This is a genomic window from Streptomyces sp. SP18CS02, from assembly GCF_036322365.1.
Classification (GTDB): Bacteria; Actinomycetota; Actinomycetes; order Streptomycetales; family Streptomycetaceae; genus Streptomyces.
In genome coordinates this window covers 546570-570716 of the sequence record NZ_JAQYXC010000303.1, presented here as the reverse complement: position 1 = coordinate 570716, position 24147 = coordinate 546570, and the positions used below count along the sequence as shown (strand labels likewise).

Sequence of the window (24147 nt, the reverse complement as noted above, 5' to 3'; positions counted from 1 at the left end):
GGCGGCCGTGGACGCCGTCCCCCCGCCGGATCACGCGCGGGCGGCCTGCCCGGGAGACGCGCCGGTGAGCCCGTCGGCCTCACGCGCGCGCGGGGGCGGCCGCGCGGGATCATGGCACCGTGAGCAGTCCCATGACCCACCGTGACCTCGTGCCGACCTCCGTCGGTGACGCCCGCGTCACCTGGTACGCCGCCGATCGCGAGCCTCGCCTCCTCCTGGCCCTCGGCCACGGCGCCGGCGGCGGCATCGAGGCGCGTGACCTCCAGGCCCTCGCCGCGGTCCTGCCCGCCTCCGGGGTGACCGTCGCGCTCGTCGAACAGCCCTGGCGGGTGGCCGGCCGGAAGCTCGCCCCGGCGCCCAGGACCCTCGACGAGGGCTGGCGGGACATCTGGCCCGCCCTGCGGGCGCCCGGGCTCCCCGTGGTGGCCGGCGGGCGCAGCGCCGGCGCCCGGGTCGCCTGCCGGACCGCCCGTGCCCTGGGCGCCCACGCCGTGCTGGCCCTGAGCTTCCCCCTGCACCCGCCGGGCCGGCCGGAGAGGTCGCGCGCCGACGAGCTGCTCGGCACCGGGGTGCCGACCCTGGTCGTCCAGGGCGGGAACGACCCGTTCGGCAGGCCGGCGGAGTTCCCGGCGGGCGACCACGAGCTGATCGAAGTGCCCTTCGGGGACCACGGCTTCGCCGTGCCGAAGAGGGCCACGTCCACCCAGGAGGAAGCACTCCGCGTGATCACCGACGGCGTCGGGAAGTGGCTCGGCGGACCGCGGGAATGCTGAGCGCGCGGTGTCTGTTGTGACGGGCGTCGACAGAGACGGTCGACAGGGAAGGTCGACAGAGAAGCCGGCGGTGACGTCATGCCGGTGCCGTCGGCAGGGAACACAGAAGCTCGCACCTGAGCCAGGAGAGGGAGTCCGTCGAATGAGTTCGACCATCTGCCCGGGTCGCTCGCACGCCGCCGCGCTGGACTGGACGGTACTGCCTGCGGCCGGCAACGCCCCTGTCCGGGCGGCGGGCGGAAAGAATCGGAAGGGACTGTCACCGGAAGGTCGACTATTCTCCGATTCGAGCGGGTCCGCACTCGGCCTCGCCACAGCGCTGGAGGAGGTGGGTCCGGTCACTGGGACCGACGCAGGGACCGACGACGGCCCCGAGGAGACGACGGTCGAGCGCAACGCGCGCTTCGAGCGCGACGCCCTCGGCTACCTCGACCAGATGTACTCGGCAGCGCTGCGCATGACGCGCAACCCCGCCGATGCCGAGGACCTGGTCCAGGAGACGTATGCCAAGGCGTACGGGTCCTTCCACCAGTTCCGCGAGGGTACGAACCTCAAGGCGTGGATGTACCGGATCCTCACGAACACCTTCATCAACTCGTACCGCAAGAAGCAGCGCGAGCCCCAGCGCAGCGCCGCCGAGGAGATCGAGGACTGGCAGCTGGCGCGTGCCGAGTCGCACATGTCCACCGGTCTGCGGTCGGCCGAGTCCCAGGCGCTGGACCATCTGCCCGACTCCGACGTGAAGGAAGCGCTCCAGGCGATTCCCGAGGAGTTCCGCATCGCCGTCTATCTGGCCGATGTCGAGGGGTTTGCGTACAAGGAGATCGCGGACATCATGGGTACACCCATCGGTACGGTGATGTCCCGACTGCACCGTGGCCGCCGTCAGTTGCGCGGCATGCTCGAGGACTACGCCCGCGATCGCGGACTCGTACCCGCGGGCGCCGGAGAGTCGTCGAACAACGGGAAAGGCTCGGGCTCATGAGCTGCGGAGAGCCGCACGAGACGGATTGCTCTGAGGTCCTGGATCATCTCTACGAGTTCCTGGACCACGAGATGCCCGACAGCGACTGCACCAAGTTCGAGGTCCACTTCGAGGAGTGCTCGCCCTGCCTGGAGAAGTACGGGCTGGAGCAGGCCGTGAAGAAGCTGGTCAAGAGGTGCTGCGGGCAGGATGACGTGCCGACCGACCTACGGGCCAAGGTCATGGGGCGGATCGAGTCCATCCGGTCGGGGCAGGTCGTGTCCGACCAGGACGTGACCGCCGCCACGCAGGAGTAGCACCCGCCGGCACACGCGGAAGGGGCGCGCCACGATCACCGTGGCGCGCCCCTTCGCGTCACCCGAATGTGCTAATCCCTCGCGAGCCGCCGTCATGCGGGGGCCGACTCGTTAGCCTTGGCGCTCTGTTCGGCCAGTGGAAGGGCGGCGGGAGGGCGGCACACCGTGGCGGGGATTCCGGCAGCGGCGCGCGTGTACATCGCCTGTGCCGCGCTGTGTGCCATCTGGTGCGTCCTTCCGGCCCTCGTCTCCGCCTGCGTGCTCCTGGCCGGTCCCCCGGACCGGCCCGGGTCCGTGGTCTCCGTGCTGTCCGTGCTGACAGGGCCGGCGGAACCGGCCGGTCCGGCGCCCTCGGCCGCCCCTCTACCGGCGTTGCTTCCCGCCACGGGGGCGGCCGCGACGATCGTCGGCCCGGTGATCCCCTGGGGTGCCCTCGCGCTCCTCGCGGTGCTCCACGCCGTCTGCGAGCGGCCCCCGCGGCGCCCTTTCCCCGGCCGGACGGCGGGCGGCCCCGTGCCCGCCGGTTCCGTGCCCGAGAGGTCCGACGCGGTCACAGCCGTATCGTTCTTCCCCGTGCTGCTGGCCGCCGCACTGCTCCTGCCGACCTCCGCCGCCGCCCTGGCGGCCGTGCCCGGCGCACTCCTCGCCCGTGTCGGACGGCGGCCGGCCGCGCCCCGGCGGATCTGGCGGGCCGCCCGTCTCGCCCTCGCCGTCTGGGTGGCCGCGCGGGCCGCGGCACTCACCGGAGGGACCCTCACGCTCGACGGCGGCGCCCCGGGAGCACCGGCGCCCGGCTTCCCCGCGCTGCTGCTGCCGGCCGGGGTCGCGGCGCTCGCCCTGTGCCTGGTGCTCACCGCCCTGGACGGCGGCATCCTGGCCACCGCCGAACGGGTGCCGGCGCGCGACGCCTGGCGGGGCCTGCTGACGCGCTCCCTCGCCCCGCACGCGCTGCACGGACTGGCCGGGCTGATGATGGCGGTGGTGTGGCGCAGCTCGTACGGCTGGCCGGCGGCGCTGCTCGTCCTGCTGCCCACGTACGTCTCGTGCCGGGTCTTCGGCCAGTACGACCGGGAGCGCGCCGCCCACCGGACGACGATCCGGGCGCTGGTCCAGGCCGTCGGCATCAAGGACGCGTACACCCGCGGCCACAGCGAGCGGGTGGGCCGCGCCTCGGAGCTGATCGCCCGCGAGCTCGGCATGGACGAGGACCGCCTGGAGGTCCTGCGGTTCGCCGGGACCCTGCACGACGTCGGCAAGCTGGGGGTGCCCACCCGGCTGCTGCGCAAGGACGGGCCGCTCACCCCCCAGGAACGGCGGACGATCGAGCTGCACCCGGAGTACGGGCACGAGATGGTGCGCGGCATCGGATTCCTCGGCGAGGCGCGCGCGGCGATCCTGCACCATCACGAACGGCTGGACGGCAGCGGCTATCCGTACGGGCTCAGAGGCGGCCAGATCCCCGAGTCCGCGCGCCTGGTCGCCGTGGCCGACGCCTTCGACGCCATGACCTCGACCCGTTCCTACCGGCGGGCCCGGCCCGTGGCCACCGCGGTGGAGGAGCTCAAGCGCTGTGCGGGCACCCAGTTCGACCCCCGGATGGTGGGCGCGCTGGCCCGCGCCCTGGACCGGCACGGCTGGCGGACCGGGGCCTCCTCCGACACCGCGCCCCCGGCCCCCGCCGGCCCCCGCCCGGTGGCGGGGCCCGGCGCGGGCGCCCCGGGCGCCGAAGCCCCCCGCGGAAACGTCCCTCCGGGCCGCCACCAGGACACCCACGCCCAGCACGCGCGCCGCGGCGGGACCCCGTGACGGCCCCGGCGGCGCCCCGGGCGCTGGGCGCGGCCGCCGTCCGCGCGGCCGCCGGAGCGCTCGCCGCCGCCGGACTCGGCTGGACCCTCTGGCACGGGATCGCCGAGCCGGGCAACGCGCTCGCCTTCGGAGTGCTCGTCGCGGTCGGCGAGCTCGCCCGCGGGGGCACCCCGCCCGGGGAGCGCGAACCCGCGCCGCTCGCCGCCGCGGGCACCCTCGCGTACGCCCTGCTCGGCGACTCCGGCGGGCAGCCCACCACCCACGGCGTGCTCCAGACCGTCGCCGTGGTCGTCGCCGGGACCCTCGCCGGGGCCGTGCCGCACATCGCCCGCGGCAGGGGCCCCGAGCTCGACCACCTGGCCCGCCGGGTGCTCACCGCAGGGTTCGCCGCCGTCTGCTTCCAGCCGCTGTACAACTCGGGCGTGTGGGAGCGGGCCGTCGGGGACGGGCCGCGCTTCGCGCTGCTCCTGCTCCTGCTCACCCTGCTGACCGCCCTCTGCGACGTGGTCCTCGCCGCCCTGACGCTGCACGCCCGCACCCGTCGTCCGTACGGCCCGCTGCTCCGCGACGAGTTGCGCGCCCTGCTCGGCGTCGGCTCCGCGGTCCGCGCCAGCGGAGCCGTGACCACGCTGGCCGTGGCCGTGGCGGGACTGTGGGCGCTGCCCGCCCTGTGCGGTCCCCTGCTCCTGGCCCAGCGGTCCCTGCGCCGGTACGCCGCCGCGCGCACCACCTGCCGGCAGACCGTCGCCTCCCTCGCGCGCGCCACCGAGATCGCCGGGTACACGCCCCCGGGCCACGCCCACCGGGTGGCCGTGCTCAGCCGGGAGGTCGGGCGTGACCTCGGTCTCTCCGAGCCCGACCTGACCGTCGTGGAGTACGCCGCCCTGATGCACGACATCGGGCAGCTCTCGCTGGTCGACCCCGTGCCCGACGGCGCGACCGCGCTCCTGCCCGCGGCCGAACAACGCCGGCTGGCGCTGCTGGGCGGCGCCGTCGTCCGCCGGACCGGCGTCCCGGCGGCCGTCGCCGTCGTCGTGGAGCGGCAGGCCGACCCGTACCGGGAGCAACCCCTGCCCGCCAGGATCGTCCGCACCGTCAACGCGTACGACGACCTGTGCGGGGAACGCGCATCGAAGGCGCTCGGCGCACTGGAGCAGCTTCGCCTCGGCACCGCCAGGGACCACCACCCGGCGGTGGTGGAATCCCTCGCCAGGGTCCTCTCCCGGGGCGGCGTTGCGGGGCCGGGGCCGGGGTAACCCATGGGTAATGAGCGGGCGTGCGACCGGGCATGGTTGGATGCGAACAAGAGGGTGTCCGGGGGCAGAGACCTTCAGCGACCGGCAGGCGGGAATCGTGAGGATCTTCGGGAAGGTACGGCATCGGCCCTCCGCTTCGTGGCGGCAGGCCACCGACCGCGCGTTCACGCTGATCGGGGACGGGCGGTACGAGGACGCGGGCGCGTTGCTGACGCGAGCGGCGGACCTGGAGCCCTGGCTCTCGGAGTCGTGGTTCAACCTGGCGCTGCTGCACAAGTTCCGGCACGACTGGGAACAGGCGCGCACGGCGGGCCTGCGGGCCGTCGCACTCCTCGACAGGGAGACCGGCGCGCCCGACTGGTGGAACGTGGGCATCGCGGCCACCGCGCTCCAGGACTGGCCGCTGGCCCGCCGGGCCTGGCAGGCCTACGGGCTGAAGGTGCCGGGGGCGGCGGCGGCCGGTGGTGAACCGGCGGGGATGGAGCTCGGCAGCGCCGCCGTACGGCTCTCGCCGGAGGGCGAGGCCGAGGTGGTGTGGGGCCGCAGGCTCGACCCGGCCCGGATAGAAGTGCTCTCCATCCCGCTGCCGTCGTCCGGGCGGCGCTGGGGCGAGGTCGTCCTGCACGACGGGGTGCCGCACGGCGAGCGGACGACCGCCGCCGGGCACAGCTTCCCCGTGTTCGACGAGATCGAGCTGTGGGCGCCGTCCCCCGTACCGACCTGGGTGGTGCTGCTGGAGGCGGCCACCGAGGCCGACCGGGACGCCCTGGAGCAGCTCGCCGCGGACGCCGGCTTCGCCGCCGAGGACTGGTCCTCGTCGGTGCGGCTGCTGTGCCGGGCCTGTTCGGAGTCGCGGATGCCCAGCGCCGAGGGCGAGGGCGAGCACCTGGACCCGCACGACCACAGCGAGCCGGGTCATCCGGGACCGCTCGGTCACCGTTCCCCGGGCGAGCTGTGGGTGCCGGAGCGCGAGTGCGGCATCGCGGCGCCCGCCGGGCTGGTGCGCGGTCTGCTCGACGGCTGGGTCGCGGACAGTCCCGACAGCCGCGAATGGCGGGACCTCGAAGAGGTCTGCTGACGCCCCGCCGCCGGTCCGTCCTGCCCGTAGGCTGTACGAGCACAACCCATCGGGTACTCAGGAAGGCGCAGAAGCGGACATGTCGCAGCAGGAGACGGACGAGCAGGTCAACGACGGCTTCGTCGTGGACACGGAGGACTGCGAGGAGCGCGAGCTCGCGCACCGCGAGCGCGGCACCTCCCACCCGATCACGGTCGTCGGCAATCCGGTGCTGCACAAGGAGTGCAAGGACGTCACCGAGTTCGACGACAAGCTCGCGCAGCTCATCGACGACATGTTCGCCAGCCAGCGGACGGCGGAGGGCGTGGGCCTGGCCGCCAACCAGATCGGCGTCGACCTCAAGGTGTTCGTCTACGACTGCCCGGACGACGAGGGCGTGCGGCACACCGGCTATGTGGTCAATCCGGTGCTGCGCGAGCTCCCGGCCGACCGCCGCGTGCTGGACGACTCCAACGAGGGGTGCCTGTCCGTCCCGACGGCCTACGCCGCGCTGGCCCGCCCCGACTACGCCGAAGTGCACGGCCAGGACGCCAAGGGCAACCCCATCAAGGTGCGGGGGACCGGCTACTTCGCCCGGTGCCTCCAGCACGAGACGGACCACCTGTACGGCTACCTGTACATCGACCGGCTCTCCAAGCGCGACCGCAAGGACGCCCTGAAGCAGATGGCCGAGGGGACCCCGCGCTACCCGATCGTCCCGAACGACTGATTCCGTGGCCGTGGCCCCGCCCTCCGGCGAGGGGGACGGGGCCCCGTCACCGCCACCGGTCCGACGAATGACGGTGGCACGGCCCTGTTGACGCGCGTCGACCCGGGCGGCCAGTCTCGGCACAGTCCCCCTCGCAGATGGAGGTCAGATGCTGAGATCAACCGCACGTCTTCTGGTGTCGTTTGTCATGGTCATGGCTGCTGCGTGCGCCGGTGTGGTCGCCACGGCGGGAACCGCGCAGGCCGACGGCTGCTACACCTGGTCGCGCACCCTCTCCCAGGGCGCGTCCGGAGCCGACGTCACCCAGTTGCAGATCCGGGTCGCCGGATACCCCGGCTACGGCGGGGTCCTCGCCGTCGACGGCGCCTACGGCCCGGCGACCACCGCCGCGGTCAAACGCTTCCAGTCGGCGTACGGCCTGGCCGCCGACGGCGTCGCCGGCAGCGCCACGTTCGCCAAGCTCTACGCGCTCCAGGACGACGACTGCACGCCGATCCACTTCGCCTACGCCGAGCTCAACGACTGCAACTCCACCTGGGCGGGCGGAGCCGTCAGTGCCGCCACCGCCAAGGCCAACGCCTTGCGCACGATGTGGAAGCTGGAGGCCGTGCGACACGCGCTGGGCGACCAGCCCATCACCGTGACCAGCGGTTTCCGCTCGGGGGCGTGCAACGACGCGGTCGGCGGGGCGTCGGGCAGCAGGCATCTGTACGGCGACGCGGCCGACCTCGGCGCGGGCCCGCACTCCCTGTGCAAGCTGGCCCAGACGGCCCGCAACCACGGCTTCAACGGCATCCTCGGGCCGGGCTATCCCGGACACGGCGACCATGCCCACGTCGACCACCGCGCGAGCCGCTTCTGGTCGGCCTCCAGCTGCGGGATCTGACGCCGGGCCGCGTCCCTCCGCCCGCCCGGCCGACCGGACCGCCCGACCGGACCGCCCGACCGGACCGCCCGGCGGACGGTCCGGCGGACGGTCCGGTCAGGCGGGGCGGGGCCGGGTCCGGCGACGGCCCATCCGGCGGCAGCCCGTCAGCACCGCCCAGCCGGCCGCCCCGCCCACCGCGTACCAGAGCAGGTCAGGGGCGTTGAACGAGGTCCCGAGCACCAGCCGGGCCGCGGTGCTGCGCAGGGCCAGCTCCGCCGGGACACCGGTCAGCTGGAACAGCTCCACCGCCCAGGAGAGGACCACCGCGACCCCGGCCGCCGCGGCCGGCCGCAGCCGGGGCGCGACCAGCACCACCAGCGCCAGGACCAGCACCGTGTAGAGCGCGTCCCCCGCGTACTTGGCGGCATCGCCCGCCGCCGCGGACCTGATCCCCAGGCCCGCGGCGACGGTCACGGCGGCGGCGGCACCGGCCGCCCACCGCGTACGGGCCATGTCAGAAGTCCTCGTCGAGGTCGACCGAGCCCTCCACCGCGACCTGGTACGCCGACGGCCGGCGCTCGAAGAAGTTGGTCAGCTCCTGGACGCCCTGGAGCTCCATGAACGCGAACGGGTTCTCCGAGCCGTACACCGGGGCGAAGCCCAGACGCTGGAGGCGCTGGTCGGCGACGCACTGGAGGTACTCGCGCATCGACTCGGTGTTCATGCCCGGCAGTCCGTCACCGCACAGGTCCCGGCCGAACTGCAGCTCCGCCTCGACGGCCTCCTTCAGCATGTCGGTCACCTGCCGCCGCAGCTCGTCGTCGAACAGCTCCGGCTCCTCCTTGCGGACGGTGTCCACGACCTCGAAGGCGAAGTTCATGTGCATCGTCTCGTCGCGGAACACCCAGTTGGTGCCGGTCGCCAGGCCGTGCAGCAGACCGCGCGAGCGGAACCAGTACACGTACGCGAAGGCGCCGTAGAAGAACAGCCCCTCGATGCACGCCGCGAAGCAGATCAGGTTCAGCAGGAAGCGGCGGCGGTCGGCCTGGGTCTCCAGACGCTCGATCTTCTCGACCGAGTCCATCCAGCGGAAGCAGAACTGCGCCTTCTCGCGGATCGACGGGATCTCCTCGACGGCGTCGAACGCGGCCGCGCGGTCGTCCGGGTCGGGCAGATAGGTGTCGAGCAGTGTCAGATAGAACTGGACGTGCACGGCCTCCTCGAACAGCTGACGGCTCAGGTACAGCCGTGCCTCGGGGGAGTTGATGTGCTTGTACAGCGTCAGCACCAGGTTGTTGGAGACGATCGAGTCACCGGTGGCGAAGAACGCGACCAGCCGGCCGATCATGTGCTGCTCGCCCGGCGTGAGCTTCGCGAGGTCGGCGACGTCGGAGTGGAGGTCGACCTCCTCCACCGTCCAGGTGTTCTTGATCGCGTCCCGGTAGCGCTCGTAGAAGTCCGGGTAGCGCATGGGGCGCAGGGTGAGCTCGAAGCCCGGGTCGAGAAGGTTCTTGTCACTCATGGTCACTGGCACGCCTCGCAGGACTCGGGGTTCTCAAGGGAGCAGGCGACGGCCTCTTCCGGCGTGGCCTGTACGGGGATCGGGGTCGCGGCCGCCGCGCGGGCGATCCGGGTCGCCGGGCGCGAACGCAGGTAGTACGTCGTCTTCAGGCCCTGCTTCCAGGCGTACGCGTACATCGAGGAGAGCTTGCCGATCGTCGGCGTCTCCAGGAACAGGTTCAGCGACTGCGACTGGTCCAGGAACGGGGTGCGCGCCGCCGCCATGTCGATCAGGCCGCGCTGCGGGATCTCCCACGCCGTGCGGTACAGCTCGCGGACGTCGGCCGGGATCCAGGTGAAGCCCTGTACCGAGCCGCTCGACTCGCGCAGCGCCTCACGGGTCTGCGCGTCCCAGACGCCGAGCTTCTTCAGCTCGGCCACCAGATAGGCGTTGACCTGGAGGAACTCGCCGCTCAGCGTCTCGCGCTTGAAGAGGTTGGAGACCTGCGGCTCGATGCACTCGTACACGCCCGCGATCGAGGCGATCGTCGCGGTCGGCGCGATGGCCAGCAACAGCGAGTTGCGCATGCCGACCGAGGCGACGCGCTCGCGCAGGGCCGCCCAGCGCTCCGGCCAGTTCAGCTCGACGCCGTAGTGGTCCGGGTGCAGGACACCGCGCGCCGCACGGGTCTTCTCCCAGGCCGGGAGCCTGCCGTTGCGCTCCGCGAGATCGCAGGACGCCTCGTACGCCGCGAGCATGATCCGCTCGGCGATGCGCGTCGAGAGGGCGCGTGCCTCGGCCGAGTCGAACGGCAGCCGCAGCTTGAAGAAAACGTCCTGGAGGCCCATGGCGCCCAGACCCACCGGCCGCCAGCGGGAGTTGGACCGGCCGGCCTGCTCGGTCGGGTAGAAGTTGATGTCGACGACCCGGTCGAGGAAGGTGACGGCCGTGCGGACGGTCTCGTCCAGCCGCTCCCAGTCGATCCCGCCGTCGGCGCCCTCCTCGACGAACGCGCCCAGGTTGACCGAGCCCAGGTTGCAGACCGCGGTCTCCCCGTCGTCCGTGACCTCCAGGATCTCGGTGCACAGATTGGACGAGTGGACCGTGTGGCCCGGCTCGGCGGTCTGGTTGGCCGTGCGGTTCGAGGCGTCCTTGAAGGTCATCCAGCCGTTGCCGGTCTGGGCCAGGGTCCGCATCATCCGGCCGTAGAGGTCGCGGGCCGGCATGGTCTTGCGGGCCAGCCCGGCGGCCTCGGCCGCGCGGTACGCGGCGTCGAACTCGTCGCCCCACAGGTCGACCAGCTCGGGTACGTCCGCCGGGGAGAACAGCGACCACTCGGCGTCAGCGTTGACGCGGCGCATGAACTCGTCCGGGACCCAGTGCGCCAGGTTGAGGTTGTGCGTACGCCGCGCGTCCTCGCCCGTGTTGTCGCGCAGCTCCAGGAACTCCTCGATGTCCGCGTGCCAGGTCTCCAGGTAGACCGCCGCCGCGCCCTTGCGCCGCCCGCCCTGGTTCACGGCCGCCACCGAGGCGTCCAGCGTCTTCATGAACGGCACGATGCCGTTGGAGTGGCCGTTGGTGCCCCGGATGAGCGAACCGCGGGCGCGGACGCGGGAGTACGACAGGCCGATGCCGCCCGCGTGCTTCGACAGGCGCGCCACCTGGTGGTAGCGGTCGTAGATCGAGTCCAGCTCGTCCAGCGGCGAGTCCAGCAGGTAGCAGGACGACATCTGTGGGTGGCGCGTGCCGGAGTTGAACAGCGTGGGGGAGGAGGGCAGGTAGTCGAGCCGGCTCATCAGGCCGTACAGCGCCCCGACCTCGTCGAGCGCGCGGACGCTGTCGTCCTCGGCGAGCCCTGCGGCCACCCGCAGCATGAAGTGCTGCGGGGTCTCGATCACCTTGCGGGTGATCGGGTGCCGCAGGAGGTAGCGGCTGTAGAGGGTGCGCAGTCCGAAGTAGCCGAAGCGGTCGTCGGCCGCCGGGTCGATCATCGCGTCCATCCGCTCCGCGTGGACGCGGACGAAACCGGCCGTACGGTCGGCGATCAGGCCCTCCCGGTGACCGACGGCGACCGACGCGGAGAACGACACCGAGCCCTGCCCCGCCGCCTCGGCGGCGATGGTGCGGGTGAGCAGCCGGGCCGCGAGGCGCGAGTACGAGGGGTCCTCGGAGATCAGACCGGCGGCCGCCTCGGTGGCGAGCTCACGCAGCTCGGCCTCGTCCGAACCGGCGTGCCGGCCGCGCAGCGCGGCGGCGGCGACCCGGCCGGGGTCGGTGTCGGGCAGATCGGCGGTGAGGTCGGTCAGGGTCCGCAGCAGGACGGTCCCGGGACCGTCGCCTTCCGCGGCCGTGGTTCCGGCTCCGACGGTCTCCGTGTCCGCGACTGCTGAGGCCGGATCGGCTGGCGCGATGGTCACGTGGGGGCTCTCCCTCGCTCGGCTCGGGGCCGGCGGGCGGGCAGGAGAGCGGGGCACCCGCGCGAACAGGGGGTGCGCACCGCGTCCTCCGGCCCACTCCGCGAGGCCCGGACGTCTGGGCACCCGGGCCGGACGGCTCGGGTGCGCTGCGGCAGGTCTTCGGACTCATAGGTGCGCAAAGGCGCACCTGTACACCGTTGCGGGACAGTTCCGGATTCGCACCGGATTCCCCTGCGACGACAGCGAGGTTGAGCATACATGTGGGGGGCTCCCCATGCCGCACCCCCCACATCTTGTGTGTCGGTCCGGGGTGACGACCCATGGCACATCCGGCCGGAGGAGGCCGGGCGGGGCTTCGGGAGGGCCGGGAGGGCCGGCAGGGGCGCGCCGGCCCGCCGCCCCGTGCGCTCGGTGCGGGCCCGCGCGGGGGCTCCCGGGCGCGGTGGCGGGCCGGACGCGCGGCCTTCCCGGCGTCGCGGCCGACCGTGGGCGGGCCCGGTGTGGCCGGCGCGGCTCCCCGGGGAGGCCGGCGGCTCCTGCACCGGATCCCCCCACGGGCCGCGGGGTCCGTCCGGCAGGAAGCACCCGGGTCGCGATCGGACCGGCCGTGACGGGACCGGCCGCGATCGGACCGGCCATGTGACGGGACCGGCCGTGCGTGCGCCGGCCGTGAGGGAACCCGCCGTGCGCGCCGGCCGTGAGCGGTCGGCCCGCGCCCCGGACGGGCACCGCGTGCCCTCGCGGCCCCGCCGCCCCGCCCGCGCGCCGGCGGCGAGGGCCGGGAGGGGCGGGAGACCGTACGGCCGGGTCAGCCGCCGGCACCCACCCCGTTGTCGGGGGCACCGTCGCCGACCGGCGGAAGGTCCCCCCGCTCGACGGGCCCGGCCGGCGCGGTGTGTTCGGGCAGGACCTCGTCCAGCTCACGGTCGTCCGCCCGGTGCGCCGACCCGGCGGCCGCGCGCAGGACGTCGCGGGAGACGGCGGAGGACTCGGCGGAGATCTGGACGCGCAGGCCGTTCTCGGTCAGGGCGTACTCGTGCGCGGCCCCGGAGGAGCGGTACCACCCCGGACCGTCCTTCTCGCAGGACCGGCTCACGGGCGGGATCGCGGGGCAGCTCCCGTCGTCCACCGTGCCGCGGTCGACGGAGACGGTGATCCGGCCGCCGCCCGTGGCGACATAGGTGCTCTGGAAGCCGTCATCGCCGAGGACGCCCACGGACTGCTTCGCCAACTCGAACCCGTCCGCCTCGATCACGTACACGTGCTCGGTCCTGGTCTGCGCGGCGGCTGCCCGCGCCTCCAGCGTCCCGCGGTCGGGAGCGGAGCCGCCGGCCGTCTCCGTGCCGCACGCGGCGGTCAGGGCGATGAGCGGCAGCAGGAGCAGCGGCAGGGGGCGTGTACGTGTCATGCGTACATCCTTTCGTGTGCGCACCGCGTACACGCCCCCGGGGGCTCAGCAGCAGCGGAAACCCTTCCGCGGATCGGCCTCACGGGCATCCGTGCGGCTGCGTTCGAAGGCGCGCCGCGTCATCACCTCGGCGGCCGGATCGCACGTCCGGGCGTGGGCGACGTACCGCTCGTAGGCGGTCTCGCCCGAGAACTCCCGGACGTACCAGCGCAGCCACCGCACGGCGCGCCCGGCGAGGGCCGTGGCGCTCACGACGGGTCGCCGCCCCGGCCGGACCCGGAGACGGCCTCCCGGCCGGTCTCGCCGGAAGCGCCGGTCTCGCCCGAAGCGCCGGTCGGGCCCGCGCCGCCCGCGCCCACGGCGGCGAGCTCGGCCTTCTCCTCGGGGGTGACGAGGAGTCCGGCCGGGGCGACGATGCGGGACCTGGTGTACGGCACCTCGGCGAGGCGCACGGACTCGGGGCTGCTGACGGCCTTGTAGCAGACGCGTGCCGCGTCGGCGATGACGACGATGATCAGCAGGGCGAACAGGGCCGACAGGACGCCGTCGACGGTCGAGTTGGTGACGACGGTGCGCATGTCGTCCATGGACTTGGCCGGTGCCAGCAGCGTCCCGGCGTCGATCCCGTCCTGGTACTTGTCGCGCTGGGCGAAGAATCCCACCCGCGGGTCGGCGGAGAAGATCTTCTGCCAGCTGGCGGTCAGGGTGACGGCCACGTCCCAGGCCAGCGGAACCGCCGTGACCCAGGCCCACTTGAGGCGCCCGGACTTCACCAGCAGGGTCGTGCAGACGGCGAGGGCGACCGCGGCGAGCAGCTGGTTGGCGATGCCGAACAGCGGGAAGAGCTGGTTGATGCCGCCCAGCGGGTCGTGGACGCCGACCCAGAGGAAGTAGCCCCACCCGCCGACGACGACCGCGCTGGCGAACCAGACGCCGGGCTTCCAGCTGACCCGGCGCATCGGCTTGTAGACGTTGCCCAGCATGTCCTGGAGCATGAAGCGCCCGACCCGGGTGCCCGCGTCCACGGTCGTGAGGATGAACAGCGCCTCGAACATGATGGCGAAGTGGTACCAGAAGGCCTTCATGGCGCCGCCGCCCACGACGGCCGAGAAGATCTCGGACATGCCGAGCGCGAAGGTCGGCGCACCGCCGGTCCGGGACAGGAGACTGGTCTCCTCGACGTCCTTGGCGGCCTGGGCCAGCTGGTCGGGGGAGATGGAGAAGCCGAGGTTGGCCACCGCCTGGGAGGCGGACTCCACGGTGGTCCCGATGACGCCGCCGGGGGAGTTGATGGCGAAGTAGAGGCCCGGGTCGATGATGCAGGCGGTGATCATCGCCATGATGGCGACGAACGACTCGGTCAGCATGGCGCCGTAGCCGATGAACCTGACCTGCGTCTCCTTCTGGATCATCTTCGGCGTGGTGCCGGAGGAGACCAGGGAGTGGAAGCCGGAGAGCGCGCCACAGGCGATGGTGATGAAGACGAACGGGAACATCGACCCGGCGAAGACGGGCCCGTCGCCGCGGCCGGCGAACTCGGTCACGGCGTCCATCTTCAGGGTGGGCAGCGCGATGAAGACGCCGAGCGCCAGCAGCACGATCGTGCCGACCTTCATGAAGGTCGACAGGTAGTCACGAGGGGCCAGCAGCATCCACACCGGCAGGACGGACGCGAGGAATCCGTAACCCACCATCCACACGACGAGCGTGCCGGGCTCCAGGGTGAAGGTGTCGGCGAGCGAGGACTCGGCGACCCAGCCGCCGGCGACGATCGCGAGCAGCAGCAGCGCGACACCGATGACGGAGACCTCGGTGACCCGGCCCGGGCGCAGGATGCGCAGGTAGAACCCCATGAACAGGGCGATCGGGATGGTCATGCCGATGGAGAAGACGCCCCACGGCGAGTGGGCCAGGGCGTTGACGATGACCAGGGCCAGCACGGCCAGCAGGATGATCATGATCACGAACACCGAGACGAGCGCCGCCGCGCCGCCGAACGGCCCTATCTCGTCACGCGCCATCTGGCCGAGCGAACGGCCGTCGCGGCGGGTCGAGAAGAACAGCGTGACCATGTCCTGGACCGCGCCGGCGAAGATGACGCCCGCCACCAGCCAGATGGTCCCCGGCAGATAGCCCATCTGGGCGGCGAGGACGGGACCGACCAGCGGGCCGGCGCCCGCGACCGCCGCGAAGTGGTGCCCGAAGAGCACCCGGCGGTCGGTGGGGTGGAAGTCGACACCGTTGTCGAGCCGTTCGGCCGGGGTGGCGCGGGTCTTGTCGACCTTCAGCACCCGGTTCGCGATGAAGCGCGAGTAGAAGCGGTAGGCGATGGCGTACGAGCCGAGCGCGGCGGCCAGCATCCAGGCCGCCGAGATCTCCTCGCCGCGTGAGAGCGCGAGGACCGCCCAGCCGACGGCGCCGATGATCGCGACGAGCGACCACACGGCGATCGACCGGGGGGAAAGCTTGGTTGGTGCGGTCGTGCCGGGTGGTGCTGACGGCTGCGTCATGGCGTGTCGCCCCCTCGTTGTCCCCTGTGTGACGTGCGGGAAATCTAGGGGAGCGTCCCGCTCCATGGAACCCCTGTCCGGATAACGGACCCATCTCGACCGGGCCGCCGGACACGGCGTTCGTGCGCCACCCGGTGGCGACGTCGCAGCGTACCCGGGGCGTGTGGCCCACGTCACCCGTTCGGTCACCCCCGAACGGGGGGGCGTGCGACGGCCCCGCGGGAAGGCGCTCCCGCGGGGCCGTCGTGAGTGCCGCCGTTCGGCGGCGCGACCTGGGGTCTTTCGCCCGGATCGAGCCGGGCTCGCGTGCCCCGGGCACCGCGCCTCGCCGCGTTGTCCTCGGTCACCGACGCTCCGCGTCGACTCCCTCCTCCGCCTTGCGATGCACGGCACCGGACCCCGCTCACCCGTCCGGCGCGATCCGGGCGAAAGACCCTAGCCGTTCGGCCGCTTCAGCCTGGCGACGAACTTGTAGCGGTCGCCGCGGTAGACCGAGCGCACCCACTCCACCGGCTCGCCGTTGTCGTCCAGGGAGTGGCGGGACAGCATCAGCATGGGCAGGCCCACGTCCGTGCCCAGGAGGCCCGCCTCGCGCGGGGTGGCGAGCGAGGTCTCGATCGTCTCCTCGGCCTCGGCGAGATGGACGTCGTACACCTCCGCCAGGGCGGTGTAGAGAGAGGTGTACTTGACCAGCGAACGGCGCAGCGCGGGGAAGCGCTTGGCCGAGAGGTGGGTCGTCTCGATGGCCATCGGCTCGCCGCTGGCGAGGCGCAGCCGCTCGATCCGCAGGACCCGCCCGCCGGCCGAGATGTCGAGGAGCCCGGCGAGCGTGTCGTCGGCCGTGACGTAACCGATGTCCAGCAGCTGCGAGGTGGGTTCCAGGCCCTGGGCGCGCATGTCCTCGGTGTACGAGGTGAGCTGGAGCGCCTGGGAGACCTTCGGCTTGGCCACGAAGGTGCCCTTGCCCTGGATGCGCTCCAGGCGCCCCTCGACGACGAGTTCCTGGAGCGCCTGGCGCACGGTCGTGCGGGAGGTGTCGAACTCGGCGGCGAGGGTACGCTCCGGCGGGACCGGCGTGCCGGGCGGCAGCGTCTCGGTCATGTCGAGCAAGTGTCGCTTGAGCCGGTAGTACTTGGGCACGCGAGCGGTACGGGTCGCCGTCCCGCTCTCGGTCTCGGTACCGCCCCCGTCCGTGGCCATGGCCCGCCTTCCCGACTCCTGTGCTGCTGCCGTCACCGGCTCCTCCGTCTGTCGCGGCTCACATGGTGGCACGGACCGGTCACGGGTCGTCGCCCCTCCTCAGGTGTCGGTCCGATAACGGACGCGACTGCCCTTCTTATACACCCTTGACACCCCTAAAGGTCTAGGCCAAGCTCCGGGTTACTGGTCTAAACCATTAAAGACCAGGTCCCAGTCCCACGAGCAGTACTGGTCGTATGGCTTCGCGGTGGGCAGGGGTTGCAGGCATCCCTGAGGAGGGTGGCGTGAAGCGCAAGCTCATCGCGGCGATAGGCGTCGCGGGCATGATGGTCGGCATTGCCGCATGTGGTACCGACGAGGGCGGCAACAAGGCCGGCGGCGACGCCAAGGAGCTCACCGTCTGGCTGACGGTCGACGCCCAGAACAACTGGCCGGACCTGGTGAAGGCGGCCGACGACGCGGTGACCAAGAAGCACCCCGGCATCAAGATCAAGCACGAGTACTACGGCTGGCCCGACAAGAACACCAAGCTCGACGCCGTCCTCGCCACGGACAAGGCGCCGGACGTGGTCGAGATGGGCAACACCGAGATGCTCGGCTACATGGTCAAGGGCGCCTTCGCGGAGGTCGACCCGAAGAAGTTCGAGCAGTCGGACCAGTGGCTGGACGGCCTCAAGGAGTCCGTCTCGTACGAGGGCAAGACCTACGGGGTCCCGTACTACGCCGGTGGCCGTGTCGGCACCTGGCGCAAGGACATCGCCGCCGAGGTCGGGGTGAAGGCCGCTCCGAAGACCTTCGCGGAGCTGACCGCCGCCCTGGACAAGATCCAGGCGAAGAAGGGCGACAAGTTCAGCGCCTGGTACCAGCCTTCGCCGGACTGGTACGCCGCGATGTCCTTCGTGTACGACGCCGGTGGCTCCATCGCCAAGAAGGACGGCGACACCTGGAAGGCCAACTTGTCGTCGCCCGAGTCCCTCAAGGGCCTCAACGCGTACAAGACGATCGTCGACAAGTACATGCACGGCGACAAGACCAAGGACGAGGCCGACCGTCCGGTCGTCTTCGGCCAGGGCAAGTCCGCCACGATCTTCAGCGCGGCCTGGGAGGGCGGCACGGCGGCCGACCCGAAGAACGACAAGGTCGGCAAGCTCGGCGAGAAGCTCGAGAACTTCGTGATGCCCGGCCCGTCCGGCAAGGCCCTCCCGGTCTTCCTCGGCGGTTCCGACCTGGCCGTCCCGGTCAAGTCCAAGGCGCAGGACGTCGCCGCCGAGTGGATCAACGCCTTCACGGGTGCCCAGGGCCAGAAGGGTCTGCTCGCCAAGGGCAACCTGCCCAACAACAAGACGGACCTGGCGACCCTGAAGAACGACCCGAAGACGGTCGTCCCGGCCACGGCGGCGGAGTCGAACTGGTTCGTCCCGATGGCGCCCGGCTGGGGCCAGGTCGAGAAGGCGCAGACCCTCAAGACCATGCTCCAGGAGATCGGTACCGGCAAGAAGACGGTCGAGGCCGCCGCGAAGGACGCGGACGCCGCGATCGACAAGGTCATCAACACCAAGTGACCTGACGGCAGGGCCCCGTCGCCCGACGACGGGGCCCTGCCGCCCGTACGAGAAGAGGGACCGCTGAGGAGCGCGCGATGAGTGCCGCAGACACAACCACTGCCAAGGTGCCGCCGAAGCGGCCATCGCCGACACCGGGAGCCGCGGCCGGTGACTCCGGAAGACCCGGCAGGAAATCCACCGCCGTCGGAGCGGGAGTGCCCTGGGCACTGCTCGCCCCCTGTTTGCTCGTCCTCCTGCTGGTCCTCGGCTACCCGCTGGTCCGGCTGGTCACTCTCTCCTTCCAGAAGTTCGGCCAGCCCCAGCTGTGGGGCTTCCAGGCGCCCGAGTCGGTCGGCTTCGACAACTTCAGCAAGATCCTCGGGGACGGCGAGTTCTGGGCCGTCGTCGTACGGACGGTGGTCTTCGCCGCGGGCGCGGTCGTCACGACCATGGTCCTCGGCATGCTGATCGCCCTGCTCCTCCAGCGGGTCTCCGGCTGGGTCAAGGCGCTGGTCAACGTCGCCCTGATCGCGAGCTGGGGCATGCCCATCATCGTCGCGACCGCCATCTTCAAGTGGCTGTTCGACACCGACTACGGCGTCCTGAACTGGCTGCTCAGCCAGTTGCCCGGGGTCGACATGGTCGGGCACAACTGGTTCGCGAGCGGCCCCCAGGGGCTCGCCGTGATCATGCTCCTGGTGGTCTGGGGCGCGGTGCCGTTCGTCGTCATCACCCTCAGCGCCGGTCTGACCCAGGTGCCCAAGGAGCTCGAAGAGGCCGCCCGGCTCGACGGCGCGGGCGCGTGGGGCGTCTTCCGCTTCGTCACCCTGCCGATCCTCAAGCCCATCATCGTGATGCTCACGACCCTGTCGGTGATCTGGGACATGGGTGTCTTCCCCCAGGTCTTCGTGATGCGCAACGGCCACCCCGAGGCCGAGTTCCAGCTGCTCACCACGTACTCGTACGACAAGGCGTTCGTGGTCAACGACTACGGCGGCGGCTCGGCGATCGCCCTGGTCACCGTGATCCTGCTGCTCGGCGTGGTCGCCGTCTACATGCGCCAGATGCTCAAGATCGGAGAAGTGGAGTGAGCGCAGCGAACGCACAGGGTGGAGTGAGCGCGGCGGACGCACAGGGCGGAGTGAGCGCGGCGGACGCGCAGGGTGGAGTGAGCGCGGCGGACGCACAGGGCGGAGTGAGCGCGGCGGACGCGCGGGGCGGGGTGGCCACGAAGGCCGCGGCACCCGCTGGCGTGGGCCGTTCCGGCGGGCCGCAGGCTCCCGGGAGCGCGGGCGGTACGGGGGCTCCCGTCAAGGCGGCCGGGCCGTCCCGGACGGCCGGGCCCCGCAGGAGCAAGCTCGGCTGGAATCTGCTGGGCATCCTCGTCTTCGTCGTCGCGGGCTTCCCGGTCTACTGGATGCTGAACACGGCGTTCAAGCCGGCCAAGGACGCCATCGACCCGGACCCGCACTTCTTTCCCCGGGTCTTCACCCTGGAGAACTTCGACCGCGCCTTCCAGGTTGCCGACTTCTGGGGCCCGGTGGGCCGCAGCCTCGTCGTCTCGCTGATCGTGGTCCTCATCGGGATCGTGGTCGGCATGCTGGCCGCGCTCGCCATCTCGCGGTTCGCCTTCCGGGGCCGCAAGATCGTGATCGTCGGCATCCTCGCGGTCCAGATGGTGCCGCTGGTCGCCATGATCATCCCGGTGTTCCTGCTGCTGAACGACCTCGGTCAGTACGACAAGCTCACCGGCCTCATCATCACGTACCTGACCTTCATCCTCCCCTTCACCGTGTGGACGCTGCGCGGCTTCATCGCCAACATCCCCAAGGAGCTGGAGGAGGCGGCGATGGTCGACGGCTGCACCCGCACCGGCGCCTTCGTCCGCGTGGTCTTCCCGCTGCTCGCCCCGGGCATGGTCGCCACCTCCGTCTACGGCTTCATCCAGGCGTGGAACGAGTACCTGTACGCGCTGATGCTGATGAGCCAGCAGAACCAGACGGCCACCGTCTGGCTGGGCAACTTCACCACCAAGAACGGCACCGAGTACGCCCCGATGATGGCCGGCGCCACCATGATGGCCGTCCCCATCGTGATCCTCTTCCTCCTTGTCCAGCGCAAGATGGCCGCGGGTCTGACGGCCGGCGCGGTGAAGGGATAGCGGCTCTCATGACGACTCTGGTACGCGGGTCGGACACCCTCACCCGCGACGCGCTCACCGTCCTCCAGCCCGGCTTCGTCGGCACGGTGGCCCCCGACTGGCTGCTGCGCCGCATCGGCGAGGGCCTCTCCTCGGTCGGCCTGTTCGGCCGCAACATCACCACCCCCGGCCAGCTGGCCGCGCTCACCGCCCAGTTGCGGGCCGAGCGGGACGACGTCCTGGTGGCGATCGACGAGGAGGGCGGTGACGTCACCCGGCTGGAGGTGCAGACCGGTTCCTCCTTCCCCGGCAACTACGCCCTCGGTTCGGTGGACGACACCGGGCTGACCGGCGCGGTCGCACGGGAGCTGGGACGCCGGCTCGCCGCGTGCGGTGTCGACCTCAACTGGGCGCCCTCCGCCGATGTCAACTCGAATCCGGGCAATCCGGTCATCGGTGTACGGTCCTTCGGCGCCGACCCGCACCTGGTGGCGCGGCACACCGCCGCGTACATCGAGGGGCTCCAGTCCGTGGGGGTCGCCGCGTGCACCAAGCACTTCCCGGGCCACGGCGACACCAATGTGGACTCGCACCTCGCGATGCCCCGCATCGATGTGGATCTGGACACACTGCACGCCCGTGAGCTGGTGCCTTTCCGCGCGGCCATCGCAGCGGGTTCCAAATCGGTGATGAGCGCGCATATCCTTCTCCCCGCGCTCGATCCCGAACGTCCGGCCACCCTGAGCCCGCAGATCCTCACCGGTCTGCTCCGTCAGGAGCTGGGCTATCAGGGCCTGATCGTCACGGACGCCGTGGAGATGCAGGCCATCGCTTCCGCCTACGGCATCGAGCGCGGCTCCGTCCTCGCGATCGCGGCGGGCGCCGACGCCCTGTGCGTCGGCGGCGGCCTGGCCGACGAGGTGACCGTACTGCGTCTGCGCGACGCGCTGGTGGAAGCGGTACGGACCGGTGAACTGTCCGAGGAGCGGCTGGCCGACGCGGCGGCGCGGGTACGCGCCCTGGCGTCCTGGACCCAGGCGCACCGGGCCAGGGGGGCCGAACCGGAGCCGGGCGCGGCTTCAGAGGAGGGGACCGCGCCCGGCACCGATATCGGCCTGGTGGCGGCGCGCCGCGCCGTGCGGGTGACGGCGGGGGAGCGGCCGTACGCGCCGATGACCAGCGCTCCCTACGTGGCCGCCTTCGCACCCGTGGCCAATATCGCCGTGGGGGACGAGACGCCCTGGGGCATCGGGGCGGAACTGGCCCGGATGCTTCCCGGCACGGTCACGGGCACCTACGCGGACGCCTCCGTGGAGCACGTCCTGCGGGAGGCCGGTGAGCGGCGGATCGTCGCGGTCGTCCGTGACGCCCACCGCCACCCCTGGATGACCCGGGCGCTGGACGGGCTGCTCGCGGCCCGGCCGGACACGGTGGTCGTCGAGATGGGCGTGGACCAGGCCCCGCCGCGCGGGGCCCTGCACATCGCGACGCACGGCGCGGCGCGGGTGTGCGCGGTGGCGGCGGCGGAGGTCATCACCGGGGCGTGAGGGCCCGGGTGCGACGGACCAGGCCGCCCGGGCCGCGGGACGCGCGCACGGCGCTCACATCGCGGTCGACGAGGGGGCCGGTACCCACTGGGTACCGGCCCCCTCTCGCCGTCTCGGATGTCCTGCCTCAGATGCCCTGCCAGGAGGGCTTGTTGGCGTAGGTGTGACGGAAGTAGTCGGCGAGCTTCAGCTTGGACGCGGCGGCCTCGTCTACCACGACCGTCGCGTGCGGGTGCAGCTGGAGCGCGGAGGCGGGCACCAGCGCGGCGACCGGGCCCTCGACCGTCTGGGCCACGGCCTCGGCCTTGCCCTCACCGGTGGCGAGCAGCACCAGGTGACGGGCCTCCAGGATGGTGCCGATGCCCTGGGTGATCACATGGTGCGGCACCTGGTCGATGTCGTCGTCGAAGAAGCGCGCGTTGTCCACCCGGGTCTGCTGGGTCAGCGTCTTGATCCGGGTGCGGGAGGCCAGCGAGGAGCACGGCTCGTTGAAGCCGATGTGGCCGTCGGTGCCGATGCCGAGGATCTGGAGGTCCACACCGCCGGCGTCCGCCAGCGCCTGGTCGTACGCCTCGCATGCGGCCTGGACGTCCTCGGCGGAGCCGTCGGGGCCCATGAAGGCGTCGGGCCCCAGGCCCAGCGGCTCGACGACCTGGCGCAGCACCGTGGACCGGTAGGACTCGGGGTGGCCGGCGGGCAGGCCGACGTACTCGTCGAGCTGGGCGATCCGGGCACGTGAGGCGTCCACGGCACCGGAGCGGACCCGGGCGGTCAGGGCGTCGTAGATGGGCAGCGGAGTAGAGCCGGTGGCCACGCCGAGCAGGGCGTCGGGCTTGCGGCGCAGAAGGCCGGCGATGCCCTCCGCGATGAGTTCGCCGCCCGCCTTGGCGTCCTGGACGATGACAACTTCCACGCTGGGCCTGCCGATCTTGAGTGGTCTCATGTGGTATAGACCAATCTAGCAGAACGGGGCTCTTCCGGGCCCCTACCGCTGGCGGCCGTGGGCGCTCCCTGTTCGACTGTGGGCATGAGCGAGCAGCCGGGCCGGATCATGTCGGGCGAGATGGCGGAGCAGCCTGCCGTGCTGCGCCGGATCCTGGAGCTGGGCGCGGCGCCGATCCGCGCGGTCGCGGACGCGATCGGCGCCCGCGAGCCGCGCTTCGTCCTGCTGACCGGGCGCGGCACCTCGGACCACGCCGCCCTGTACGCCAAGTACCTCCTGGAGATCCGGCTGGGCCTGCCGTGCGGCCTCACGTCCATGTCGACGACGACGGCCTACGGGGCCAGGTCCCGCCTGCGCGACGTCCTGGTCGTCGCCGTCAGCCAGTCCGGCGGCTCGCCCGACCTGGTCGCCTCGACAAGGGCGGCGCGCGAGGCGGGGGCGATCACGCTCGCCGTGACGAACAACGCCGACTCGCCCCTGGCCGCCGTGTCCGAGTTCCACATCGACATCCGCGCGGGCGCCGAGAAGGCGCTGCCCGCGACCAAGACCTACACCGCCTCGCTGCTGTCCCTCTACCTCCTCGTCGAGGGGCTGCGGGGCGGCGACGGCGCGGCGGCCGGGGCGCTGCCGGACCTGGCGGCCCGGGTGCTGGTGCGCCAGGACGAGGTGCGCGCGCTGGCCTCGCGCTACCGGTTCGCCGAGCGGATGGTGATCACCTCGCGCGGTTACGGCTACCCCACCGCCAAGGAGGCGGCGCTGAAGCTGATGGAGACCAGCTACATCCCGGCCCTCGCCTACTCGGGCGCCGACCTGCTGCACGGCCCGCTCGCCATGGTCGACAACATCTCGCCGGTCATCGCGGTCGTTCCGGACGGCAAGGGCGGCGAGGCGCTCCAGCCGGTCCTCGACCGGCTGCGGGGCCGTGGCGCCGACCTCTGCGTGGTGGGACCCGCGCTCCAGGCCGAGGCGGCGTCCGTGGGCTTCGCCCTGCCGACGGAGGGCGTCCCCGAGGAACTCCAGCCGATCCTGGAGATCCTCCCCCTCCAGCTCCTGGCGTACGAGGTCACCATCGCGCGCGGCCAGGACCCGGACGCCCCCCGTGCGCTGGCCAAGGTCACCGAGACGCATTAGGGGGTGTCCCGCCGGCCGCGACGCGCGGTCCCCGG

21 protein-coding genes and 1 riboswitch are annotated in these 24147 nt (G+C 72.1%); of the genes, 13 read left to right on the top strand and 8 right to left on the bottom strand.

What is annotated here, in order from left to right; translation table 11 throughout:
- The first annotated feature begins 131 nt into the window (after window positions 1–131).
- The 8 genes from PUR26_RS33450 to PUR26_RS33415 all read left to right on the top strand — a co-directional run bounded on the left by PUR26_RS33450 (window position 132) and on the right by PUR26_RS33415 (window position 7789).
- Window positions 132–773: an alpha/beta hydrolase family protein gene (locus tag PUR26_RS33450; protein ID WP_329878605.1), complete on the top strand. Its 642-nt coding sequence runs from the start codon at window positions 132–134 to the stop codon at window positions 771–773.
- Between the two features lie 328 nt (window positions 774–1101).
- The gene (locus tag PUR26_RS33445; RefSeq protein ID WP_329878441.1) at window positions 1102–1758 is read left to right on the top strand and encodes a sigma-70 family RNA polymerase sigma factor; all 657 of its coding nucleotides are present in this window, start codon (window positions 1102–1104) and stop codon (window positions 1756–1758) included.
- Complete coding sequence (gene rsrA / locus PUR26_RS33440) at window positions 1755–2054, top strand: mycothiol system anti-sigma-R factor (protein WP_329878439.1); 300 nt, start codon at window positions 1755–1757, stop codon at window positions 2052–2054. The genes PUR26_RS33445 and rsrA overlap by 4 nt, the downstream gene beginning before the upstream one ends.
- Before the next feature lie 372 nt (window positions 2055–2426).
- Window positions 2427–3860 (top strand): HD-GYP domain-containing protein, encoded by a 1434-nt coding sequence (locus tag PUR26_RS33435; RefSeq protein ID WP_329878603.1) that lies wholly within the window; start codon window positions 2427–2429, stop codon window positions 3858–3860.
- Window positions 3857–5116: an HD-GYP domain-containing protein gene (locus tag PUR26_RS33430; protein ID WP_443077248.1), complete on the top strand. Its 1260-nt coding sequence runs from the start codon at window positions 3857–3859 to the stop codon at window positions 5114–5116. The genes PUR26_RS33435 and PUR26_RS33430 overlap by 4 nt, the downstream gene beginning before the upstream one ends.
- A gap of 97 nt (window positions 5117–5213) precedes the next feature.
- Complete coding sequence (locus PUR26_RS33425) at window positions 5214–6194, top strand: tetratricopeptide repeat protein (RefSeq protein WP_329878437.1); 981 nt, start codon at window positions 5214–5216, stop codon at window positions 6192–6194.
- 79 nt (window positions 6195–6273) lie between these two features.
- The gene (gene def, locus PUR26_RS33420) at window positions 6274–6903 is read left to right on the top strand and encodes a peptide deformylase (RefSeq protein ID WP_329878435.1); all 630 of its coding nucleotides are present in this window, start codon (window positions 6274–6276) and stop codon (window positions 6901–6903) included.
- Between the two features lie 148 nt (window positions 6904–7051).
- The gene (locus PUR26_RS33415) at window positions 7052–7789 is read left to right on the top strand and encodes a D-Ala-D-Ala carboxypeptidase family metallohydrolase (RefSeq protein WP_329878433.1); all 738 of its coding nucleotides are present in this window, start codon (window positions 7052–7054) and stop codon (window positions 7787–7789) included.
- 96 nt (window positions 7790–7885) lie between these two features.
- On the opposite strand, the gene PUR26_RS33410 is transcribed toward PUR26_RS33415, so the two are convergent.
- The 7 genes from PUR26_RS33410 to PUR26_RS33380 form a co-directional block, all read right to left on the bottom strand.
- Window positions 7886–8284, bottom strand: a complete 399-nt coding sequence (locus PUR26_RS33410) for a DUF2809 domain-containing protein (protein WP_329878432.1) — start codon at window positions 8282–8284, stop codon at window positions 7886–7888.
- Window position 8285: 1 nt separating this feature from the next.
- Window positions 8286–9293 (bottom strand): ribonucleotide-diphosphate reductase subunit beta, encoded by a 1008-nt coding sequence (locus PUR26_RS33405; protein ID WP_329878430.1) that lies wholly within the window; start codon window positions 9291–9293, stop codon window positions 8286–8288.
- A gap of 2 nt (window positions 9294–9295) precedes the next feature.
- Entirely contained in the window at window positions 9296–11689 is a 2394-nt protein-coding gene (locus tag PUR26_RS33400) for a ribonucleoside-diphosphate reductase subunit alpha (RefSeq protein WP_329878429.1), read from the bottom strand.
- Between the two features lie 133 nt (window positions 11690–11822).
- Window positions 11823–11986, bottom strand: a riboswitch (cobalamin riboswitch).
- A gap of 511 nt (window positions 11987–12497) precedes the next feature.
- Window positions 12498–13097, bottom strand: coding sequence for a hypothetical protein (locus PUR26_RS33395; RefSeq protein ID WP_329878427.1), 600 nt, complete (start codon window positions 13095–13097; stop codon window positions 12498–12500).
- Window positions 13098–13142: 45 nt separating this feature from the next.
- On the bottom strand, window positions 13143–13349 hold the full coding sequence (locus tag PUR26_RS33390) for a YbdD/YjiX family protein (RefSeq protein ID WP_329878425.1): 207 nt from the start codon (window positions 13347–13349) through the stop codon (window positions 13143–13145).
- Complete coding sequence (locus tag PUR26_RS33385; protein WP_329878423.1) at window positions 13346–15607, bottom strand: carbon starvation CstA family protein; 2262 nt, start codon at window positions 15605–15607, stop codon at window positions 13346–13348. The genes PUR26_RS33390 and PUR26_RS33385 overlap by 4 nt, the downstream gene beginning before the upstream one ends.
- A gap of 435 nt (window positions 15608–16042) precedes the next feature.
- Window positions 16043–16807 (bottom strand): GntR family transcriptional regulator, encoded by a 765-nt coding sequence (locus PUR26_RS33380; protein WP_329878599.1) that lies wholly within the window; start codon window positions 16805–16807, stop codon window positions 16043–16045.
- A gap of 284 nt (window positions 16808–17091) precedes the next feature.
- Between PUR26_RS33380 and PUR26_RS33375 the strand changes: the two genes are divergently transcribed.
- From PUR26_RS33375 to PUR26_RS33360, 4 genes are all read left to right on the top strand, one after another.
- Window positions 17092–18369, top strand: a complete 1278-nt coding sequence (locus PUR26_RS33375) for an extracellular solute-binding protein (RefSeq protein WP_329878421.1) — start codon at window positions 17092–17094, stop codon at window positions 18367–18369.
- Between the two features lie 77 nt (window positions 18370–18446).
- Entirely contained in the window at window positions 18447–19442 is a 996-nt protein-coding gene (locus PUR26_RS33370; protein WP_329878419.1) for a carbohydrate ABC transporter permease, read from the top strand.
- 278 nt (window positions 19443–19720) lie between these two features.
- Window positions 19721–20512, top strand: a complete 792-nt coding sequence (locus PUR26_RS33365) for a carbohydrate ABC transporter permease (RefSeq protein ID WP_329878597.1) — start codon at window positions 19721–19723, stop codon at window positions 20510–20512.
- 8 nt (window positions 20513–20520) lie between these two features.
- Window positions 20521–22038, top strand: coding sequence for a glycoside hydrolase family 3 protein (locus tag PUR26_RS33360; RefSeq protein WP_329878416.1), 1518 nt, complete (start codon window positions 20521–20523; stop codon window positions 22036–22038).
- Between the two features lie 127 nt (window positions 22039–22165).
- On the opposite strand, the gene nagB is transcribed toward PUR26_RS33360, so the two are convergent.
- On the bottom strand, window positions 22166–22951 hold the full coding sequence (gene nagB, locus PUR26_RS33355) for a glucosamine-6-phosphate deaminase (protein ID WP_329878595.1): 786 nt from the start codon (window positions 22949–22951) through the stop codon (window positions 22166–22168).
- Window positions 22952–23065: 114 nt separating this feature from the next.
- Between nagB and PUR26_RS33350 the strand changes: the two genes are divergently transcribed.
- Window positions 23066–24112: an SIS domain-containing protein gene (locus PUR26_RS33350; protein WP_329878414.1), complete on the top strand. Its 1047-nt coding sequence runs from the start codon at window positions 23066–23068 to the stop codon at window positions 24110–24112.
- The last annotated feature ends 35 nt before the right edge of the window (window positions 24113–24147 follow it).